The following is a 7,993-nucleotide window of genomic DNA, read 5'->3' as shown; positions in this document are numbered from 1 at the left end:
CCCCCCCCCCCCCCCCCCCCCCCCCCCCCCCCCCCCCCCCCCCCCCGCCTGTCCCGCCCCCCCGGGGCACCGGACCGCCCAGCGCCCGCCCGAGCCCTGCCCCACCCGAGCCCTGCCCCGCGCCCGAGCCCTGCCCCGCGCCCCAGGCGCACCTCGACGAGGAGGACCCCGTGACCGAGCCCGCCACCGCCCCGCCGGACGCGGGGACGCCGCTGCTGTCCCTGCGCGGCATCGACAAGAGCTTCGGGGCCGTCCAGGTCCTGCACGGGGTGGACCTCGACGTCCGCGCCGGCGAGGTGACGGCCCTCGTCGGGGACAACGGGGCGGGCAAGTCCACGCTCGTCAAGTGCGTCGCCGGCATCTACACGACGGACGCGGGCGAGTACCTCTTCGAGGGGCGGCCGGTCTCCGTCGAGAGCCCGCGGGACACCGCCCAGCTCGGCATCGAGGTCGTCTACCAGGACCTCGCGCTCTGCGACAACCTCGACATCGTCCAGAACATGTTCCTCGGCCGCGAGAAGAAGAAGGCCGGGGTCCTCGACGAGACGACGATGGAGGAGCTCGCGCGCCAGACGCTGGCGAGCCTGTCCGTCCGCACCGTCCGCTCGGTGCGCCAGCTCGTCGCCAGCCTGTCGGGCGGCCAGCGGCAGACCGTGGCCATCGCCAAGGCCGTGCTCTGGAACAGCCGCGTGGTCCTCCTCGACGAGCCGACGGCGGCCCTCGGCGTGGCCCAGACCCGGCAGGTCCTCGACCTCGTGCGGCGCCTGGCGGACAACGGCCTCGGCGTCGTGCTCATCAGCCACAACCTCAGCGACGTCTTCGAGGTCGCCGACTCCATCACCGCGCTCTACCTCGGCCGCTCGGCCGCGACCGTCCGCACGCGCGACGTCACGAGCAGCCAGGTCGTCGAGCTCATCACCACCGGTCGCTCCGGGGAGCTCGGCCTCTCCCCCGCGACGGCGCAGGCCTGAGGAGGACCCGTGAGCACCCCCACCGACCGCACCACCGCCGACGACCGGCCCGCACCCCGCGGCGACGAGGAGGCCGAGCGCGAGCGCATCGTCGAGCTGGCCCGGGCCACCGGCGGCGGCAGCACCCTGTCCGAGCCGGCCCCGGCACCCACGTTCCGCGACGGCGTGACCGCGTACCTGCAGCGGCTGCGCGGCGGTGACATCGGATCCCTCCCGGCCCTCCTCGGGCTCGCGGTCCTGCTCGTGCTCTTCTCGGCGCTGCGGCCGGACACCTTCCCCACGGCCCTCAACGTGGCGAACCTCCTCGTCCAGGCCTCCTCGATCATCGTCCTGGCGATGGGGCTCACCTTCGTGCTCCTGCTGGGGGACATCGACCTGTCCGCCGGCGTCGCCGGCGGGGCGTCCGCCTCGGTGATGGCCATCGTCCTCGGCCAGGCCGGTCTGCCCTGGTGGGTGGGCGTCCTGGCGGGTCTGCTCGCGGGCCTCGTCATCGGCACGCTCATCGGGCTCTTCGTGGCCCGGGTGGGGATCCCCAGCTTCGTCGTGACCCTCGCCTTCTTCCTGGCCCTGCAGGGCGTGACGCTGCAGCTCATCGGCCAGGGCGGGACCATCGCCGTCCGCGACCCGGTCGTGGTGGCCATCGCCAACGGCAACGTGCCGGTCGCCCTGGGCTGGGTCCTCGCCGCCGTCGCCGCCCTCGGCTACGCCGCCCTGAGCCTGCTCCGCTGGGCGGGGCAGCGGCGCCGCGGGCTCACCCGGGACAACCTCGGCCTCGTGCTGCTGCGGGTCGTCGCCGTCGCCGCCGCGGTGCTCGTGGTCACCGCGGTGCTGTCCGAGAACCGTGCCCGCGTGCCCAGCATCCAGCTCGCCGGCATGCCCTGGTCGGTGCCGCTCATCGTCGTGCTGCTCGTCCTGCTCACGGCCGTGCTCGGCCGCACGTCCTACGGGCGGCACGTCTACGCGGTCGGCGGCAACGCGGAGGCCGCGCGCCGGGCCGGCATCTCCGTCCAGGCGATCCGGGTGTCCGTCTTCATGATCGGCTCCACGCTGGCGGCCCTCTCGGGGATCATCGAGGCGTCGCGGCTGAACTCGGTGGCCCCCGGCTCGGGAGGCGGCAACACCCTGCTCCTGGGCGTCGGCGCCGCGGTCATCGGCGGGACGAGCCTCTTCGGCGGTCGCGGCAAGGTCGTCAACGCCGTCATCGGCGGCCTCGTCATCGCCGTGATCGCCAACGGGCTCGGTCTGCTCGGCCAGCGCGCCTTCGTCAACTTCCTCGTCACGGGCGCGGTGCTGCTGCTCGCCGCGGCCGTCGACGCCGTCTCGCGCCGCCGGCGCACCGCCGCGGGCCGGTAGCCGTGGCGCGCTCGTCGCGGGGGCTCCCCCCGACGGGCCCACGAGCGGGGCTCCGCCCGTGCGAGGACGCCACCGGCCCCGTCGGCCCACCCGGGCCCGGAGGAGGGACGGCATGACGACAGGGCCTCCCGCCCGGGTGCGGCCGCCGGCCCGTCCCGGGGCTGCTCCGGCCGCGTGGCGGGACGCCGGCTCGGTGGCGGGCCGGGGGCAGGACGACCTGCGCCGGCACAACCTCTCGGTCGTGCTCGGCGCCGTGCACCGCACCGGCGCCGTGACGCGGGCGCAGCTGACGGCCTCCCTGGGGCTGTCGCGCTCCACCGTCGGCGACCTCGTCGGCGCCCTCGTGGGTGCCGGCCTCGTCGTCGAGGAGCCGCCGCGCGCCGCCTCCGGGCGCGGCGTCGGGCGCCCCTCCCTCGTCGTCGCGCCGGTGGAGCGCGCCGCGACGGTCGTCGCCGTCTACCTCGACGTGCACTGGCTGCGCGCCACCCTCGTCGGGCTGGGCGGTCGGGTCCTGGCCTCGGCGACGGAGCCGCTGCCGACCGGTGCGGCGCCCGCCGAGGCCGTCCGCCGGGCGGGGGGCCTCGTGACCGGGCTGGTCCCGCCCGCCGGTCGGCACCGCGTCGTGGCCGCCGGCGTCGCGGTGCCGGGGACCGTGCGCGCGGGCGAGGGGGTCGTCGGCCTGGCGCCGAACCTCGGGTGGGTGGAGCAGCCCGTCGGCGAGCTCATGGCCGGCGAGCTGGCCGGCCGGCTCGGCCGACCGGTGCCCGTGCTGGTCGCCAACGACGCCGACCTGGGCGTCGTGGCCGAGATCGGCCGCGGAGCGGCGGTGGGGGCCACCGACGTCGTCTACCTCTGCGGCACGTGGGGCCTGGGGGGCGGCATCGTCTCGGGCGGCCACGCGCTGACGGGCCGTCGCGGCTTCGCGGGCGAGGTCGGCCACGTCGGCGTCGACCCCGAGGGCCGGGCCTGCCACTGCGGCAGCCGCGGCTGCTGGGAGGCCGAGGCCCAGGCGGCGGCCTGGGCCGGGCCGCTCGAGCTCGACGTCGACGCCCCGGACGTCGCCGCCCGGGTGGCGGAGCGGCTCGAGCGGGGCGGGGTCCTCGCCCGTCGCACCCGCGACCGGGTGTCGCGGTCCTTCGCCCGCGGCCTCGCGAGCGTCGTCAACGTCCTCGACCCGCAGGTCGTCCTGCTCGGCGCCGGCCTGTGGCGCGACCTCTGGCCGGCCGTGGAGGGCGACGTCCTGCCCTGGGTCGAGCGGCTCGTCCTCCCGGCGCTGCGCGACCACGTGGACGTGCGGCCCGCCGGCCTGGGCGACGGCTCGACCCTCGTCGGCGCGGCCGAGACCGCCTTCGGGCCGCTGCTCGACGACCCCCTCGGGCACGCCCCGGGTGCTGTCGCCCCGCCGCCGGGGCGGTCCGGCGGCCGGGCGTCCTGAGCCGACGCCGGCCGGTCGACCTCAGGCGGCGAGCTCGCCGGTGTCGTGCAGCACCCGCCCGGCGCGCAGCAGCCGCAGGCAGCGCGGGGCGGGCGCACCGGGCGCGAGGTCCGGCAGGCCCGGCACGCCGGAGCGCGGGTCGGTGCTCCAGCTGGACACGCGGGCGTCGGCGGACTGGACGACGAGGTCGCCGACCGCCCAGACGGCGAGGGTCGCCAGGGCCCCCGGCACGAGGGTGCCCTCCCCGTCGCGCCGGGCGGCGCGCCAGCCGCCGCGCGTGTGGGCCAGGAAGGCGGCGCGGGCGGAGAGCGACTGCCCGCGGCCGTCGCGCTCCCCCGACATCGCCGTGGCCGCGCGGACGGCGCCCCAGGGGTCCAGCGGCGTGACCGGCGCGTCGGAGCCGAGGGCCAGCGGCACGCCCGCGGCGGCGAGGTCCGCGAGCGGGTTCAGCCCGGCGGCGCGGGAGGGGCCGAGCCGCCGGGCGTACACGCCGCCGTCGCCGCCCCACCGCGCGTCGAAGGACGGCTGCACGCTCGCGACGACGCCGAGGCGCGCCAGCTCGGCGACGGCGCGCGCGCTCGGCGCCTCGAGGTGCTCGACCCGGTGCCGTGCGGAGGCCAGCGCCGGCGTCCCCACGACCCGCTCCGCGGCGAGCAGGCCCTCGACGAGGGCGTCGCAGGCGGCGTCGCCGATGGCGTGGACCCCGCCCTGGACGCCGGCGCGCGTGCAGGCGACGAGGTGCGCCGCAACCTGCTCGGCGCCCAGGTGGGCGACGCCGCGGTCGCCGGGCGCCCCCGTCGCGGGGACGTCGGCGTAGGGCTCGCGCAGCCACGCCGTGCGGGAGCCGTAGGAGCCGTCCACGCACAGGTCGCCGGCGAGACCGAGGACGCCGGCGCCCTCGACGTCGGCCAGGTGCGCCCGGGCCTCCTCCTCGTCCGAGGCGAGCGCCCCCCAGTAGGCCAGGACCTCCGGCACGTCGCCCGCGTCCGAGCGCTCGCGCAGCGCCCGCAGGTCCTCCGGCGAGCCGACGTGCGGTGCGGCGCACTCGGTCACGGCGGCCACCCCGGCGGCGGCGGCGGCGGTCAGCGCGCGTCGCTGGTGCCGCTCGCGCTCGGCGGGCGAGAGGCGGCGGGTGGCGTCCCGGGCCGCGTCGTGGGCGGCGAGCGTGACGAGCGCGCCGCCGTCCCAGCCGTCGCGGCCGGCCAGGACGGCGCGCTCGGCGAGCGCCGAGGACACGAGCGCGGAGTGGACGTCGACCCGGGACAGGAGCACCGGCGCCCCGCCCGCCGCGCGGTCGAGCTGCTCGCGGCCCGGGAGGGCGGCCTCGGGCCAGGCGCTCTCGTCCCAGCCGTGGCCCAGCACCGCGGCGCCCGGGTGCTGCGCCGCCGCCGCGGCGACCCGGTCGAGCAGCTCGGCGGCGCTGCGCGCGCCGGCGAGGTCGACGCCGCCGAGCGCCAGGCCCGTCTCCGTGACGTGCACGTGGGCGTCCACGAAGCCCGGGGTGACCAGGGTGCCGGGGGCCTCGACGACGACGTCCGCCCGTGCGCGCTGCGCCCGGGCGGCCTCCTGCGACCCCACCCAGGCGACGCGGTCCCCCTCGACGAGGACGGCCGTCGCGAAGGGGTCGGCTGGGCTGTAGACGGCGTCGGCGAGGTACAGGACCGTGCGGGCGGCGTCGTCGGGGGCCTGCGGTGCGCTGCTCACACCCGCGAGTGTGCCCGCGCCGGACCCCCGGCCGCCCGGGGGGCCGCGTCGCCCGTCGGCCGGCCGCCGGACGAGGCGCCCGACCCGGCGCCCGACGACGGCGCCGGGGGCGTCGGCGGGCGGCTCTAGGCTCCCGCGCATGGACCGCCGCCCGAGCCCGCCGCTGCTGCTCCTGGACGCGGCGTCGATGTACTTCCGCGCCTACCACGGCATCCCCGACTCCGTGGCGGCACCGGACGGGACGCCGGTGAACGCCCTGCGCGGCTTCCTCGACATGACGGCGCGCCTGGTCGCGGACCGCCGCCCGAGCGGTCTCGTCGCCTGCTGGGACGACGACTGGCGCCCGCAGTGGCGCGTGGACGCCGTGCCCTCCTACAAGGCCCACCGCGTCGCCGCGGACGGCGCCGAGGACGCGCCCCGCACGCTCGGCCCGCAGGTCCCCGTCATCGCCGAGGCGCTGGCCGCCGTGGGGCTGGCCCGGGTCGGCGCGCCGGGGTGCGAGGCGGACGACGTCATCGGGACCCTGGCCACCCGTGCCCTGGCGCAGGGCCGGCGCGTGGAGGTCGTCACGGGCGACCGCGACCTGTTCCAGCTCGCCGGCTCCGGCGGGGGCGCCGGGGACGACGGCGACGTCCTCGTCCTCTACACCTCCCGCGGGATCCGTGACCTGGAGGTCGTCGACGGAGCCCGGCTGCGCGAGCGCTACGGCGTCCCGGACGGGGACCGCTACGCCGACCTCGCCGTCCTGCGCGGCGACCCCAGCGACGGCCTGCCCGGCGTGCCGGGCATCAGCGAGAAGACGGCGGCCACGCTGCTGGAGCGGTTCGGGGACCTGGCCGGCGTCCGCGAGGCCGCCCTCGCGGGCGCCCCGTCGCTGCGCCCGGCGCAGCGCTCCCGCCTGGTCGAGGCCGCCGACTACCTCGACGCGGCCCCCGCGGTCGTCCGGGTGCTGCGCGACGCCGAGCTGCCGGACCACGACGACGCGCTGCCGCCCGCCGTGGCCGACCCGGACGCGGTCACGCGGCTCGCGCGCCGCTACGGGGTCGCCTCCAGCCTGCGGCGGCTGCTCGTCGCCCTCGGGCTGCCGACGGACGCCGTCCGCGACGAGGTCGTCGGCCGCCGCTGACCCGCCTGCGGGCCGCCGTCCCGCCGGGGACCGTCAGGCCACGACGGAGTAGGCGACCACGCCGCGGCGGACGCGTTCGACGGCGTCGAGGGCGGCGGCGCGCAGGGCGCGGTCCTCCCCCGCCGCGCCGGCGAGCTGGTCGAGCAGGTCCACGGTCTGCTTGCACCAGCGGACGAAGTCCCCCGCCCCCAGCTCGAGGCCCTCGGCCTCCTCCAGCACCGCGGACAGGGAGGCGCCCTGCGCCCACCGCTGCATCGGGAGCGCCAGGCCGACGTCGGGCGCCGACGTCGGGGCCAGGCCGTGCTGCCGCTCGCGCTCCTCCAGGTCCGACCACAGCCCCACCACGTCCCGCAGCGCGGAGCCCACCGCGCCCGGCGGGGTGCGGGGACCGACGCCGACCTCCTCGCGCCGCGCCTCGAAGACGAGCGCCGAGGCGACGGCGGCGAGACCCGGGCCGTCGAGGTCCGCCAGGACGCCCTCGCGCAGGCACTGCGCGACGAGCAGGTCCTTCTCGGCGTACACGCGCTTGAGCCGGCGCCCGGCGGCGGTGACCGCGACCTCGTCGGTCGCCCGGGTCCCGTCCGGCTCGCGGGTGCCCTCCGCCGTGGGGACGTGCTCGAGGTAGCCCAGCTCCAGGAGCAGGTCGCACACCTGGTCGAAGGTGCGCGCGATGCCGCTCGTGCGCCCCTCGATGCGGCGGACCAGCCCGTCGGTCTCCCCGCGCAGGCGGGCCCACCGCTCCGCCCACCGCGCGTGCTGCTCGCGGTCGGGGCAGCCGTGGCAGGGGTGGTGCCGCAGCCGCCGCCGCAGGTCGTCGACGGTCTCCTCGAGGGCGCCGTCCCCGCGGCCGCCGCGAGGGCCCCGCCGGGGGTCGCCGTCGCCCCGGACCCGCTCGGCGACCGCCGAGCGCATGGCGCCCGCGAGGTCGCGGCGGGCGGCGGCGTCCCGGGCGTTGAACCCCTGGCGGACCGGGACCCGCGCGAGCACCTCCAGGGCGCCGGGCACGTCGTGCAGCGAGAGGCGGCGCACCTCGCGCTCCTCCGTGAGCACGGTCGGTCGCGGCCCCTCCAGGCCGCCCGCCGTCCCGGGGTCCAGCACCACGGCCGTCCCGGCGCGGCGACCGGCCGGCACCCGGACGACGTCCCCCACGGACAGGCCCTCGAGGGAGGACAGCACCTCGGCGCGGCGGCGGCGGGACGCCTCGCGGCTGCCCTCCTTCTCCAGCTCGGTCAGGCGACGGCGCAGGGCCGCGTACTCGGTGAAGTCGCCGAGGTGGCAGGCCATCGCCTCGGCGTAGCCGTCGAGCGCCTCCTCCTGGGTGCGTGCGCGGCGGGCCAGGCCGACCACGGCCCGGTCGGCCTGGAACTGCGCGAAGGACGTCTCCAGCACCTCGCGCGCCCGGGC

Annotated in this window: 6 protein-coding genes; 4 read left to right on the top strand and 2 right to left on the bottom strand. The window is 78.8% G+C overall.

Annotated features, from left to right (window positions below; genetic code table 11):
• Positions 1 to 170 precede the first annotated feature (170 nt).
• From WDZ17_RS06740 to WDZ17_RS06730, 3 genes are all read left to right on the top strand, one after another.
• Positions 171 to 971 carry an ATP-binding cassette domain-containing protein gene (locus tag WDZ17_RS06740; protein ID WP_339574377.1) on the top strand — a complete coding sequence of 267 codons (801 nt, stop codon included), beginning with the start codon at positions 171 to 173 and terminating at the stop codon, positions 969 to 971.
• 96 nt (positions 972 to 1,067) lie between these two features.
• Positions 1,068 to 2,324 (top strand): sugar ABC transporter permease, encoded by a 1,257-nt coding sequence (locus WDZ17_RS06735; protein WP_422631868.1) that lies wholly within the window; start codon positions 1,068 to 1,070, stop codon positions 2,322 to 2,324.
• Between the two features lie 112 nt (positions 2,325 to 2,436).
• The gene (locus WDZ17_RS06730) at positions 2,437 to 3,759 is read left to right on the top strand and encodes an ROK family transcriptional regulator (protein WP_339574375.1); all 1,323 of its coding nucleotides are present in this window, start codon (positions 2,437 to 2,439) and stop codon (positions 3,757 to 3,759) included.
• Positions 3,760 to 3,780: 21 nt separating this feature from the next.
• Here the strand turns inward: WDZ17_RS06730 and WDZ17_RS06725 are convergent, their stop codons facing one another.
• Entirely contained in the window at positions 3,781 to 5,463 is a 1,683-nt protein-coding gene (locus WDZ17_RS06725) for an amidohydrolase (protein ID WP_339574374.1), read from the bottom strand.
• Positions 5,464 to 5,602: 139 nt separating this feature from the next.
• On the opposite strand from WDZ17_RS06725, the gene WDZ17_RS06720 reads away from it, so the two are divergent.
• Positions 5,603 to 6,589 carry a 5'-3' exonuclease gene (locus WDZ17_RS06720; RefSeq protein ID WP_339574373.1) on the top strand — a complete coding sequence of 329 codons (987 nt, stop codon included), beginning with the start codon at positions 5,603 to 5,605 and terminating at the stop codon, positions 6,587 to 6,589.
• A gap of 33 nt (positions 6,590 to 6,622) precedes the next feature.
• Here WDZ17_RS06720 and WDZ17_RS06715 read toward each other — a convergent pair.
• The coding region (locus tag WDZ17_RS06715) for a DEAD/DEAH box helicase (RefSeq protein ID WP_494516969.1) at positions 6,623 to 7,993 on the bottom strand (1,371 nt) is incomplete at its 5' end.

The organism is Pseudokineococcus basanitobsidens (assembly GCF_037482545.1).
Lineage (GTDB): Bacteria > Actinomycetota > Actinomycetes > Actinomycetales > Quadrisphaeraceae > Pseudokineococcus > Pseudokineococcus basanitobsidens.
This window is presented reverse-complemented; position numbering and strand designations above follow the sequence as displayed.

Excerpts from the sequence above, each read along its gene's own strand:
- WDZ17_RS06730 (WP_339574375.1), top strand. The coding sequence starts at position 2,437 with ATGACGACAGGGCCTCCCGCCCGGGTGCGGCCGCCGGCCCGTCCCGGG.
- WDZ17_RS06720 (WP_339574373.1), top strand. The coding sequence starts at position 5,603 with ATGGACCGCCGCCCGAGCCCGCCGCTGCTGCTCCTGGACGCGGCGTCG.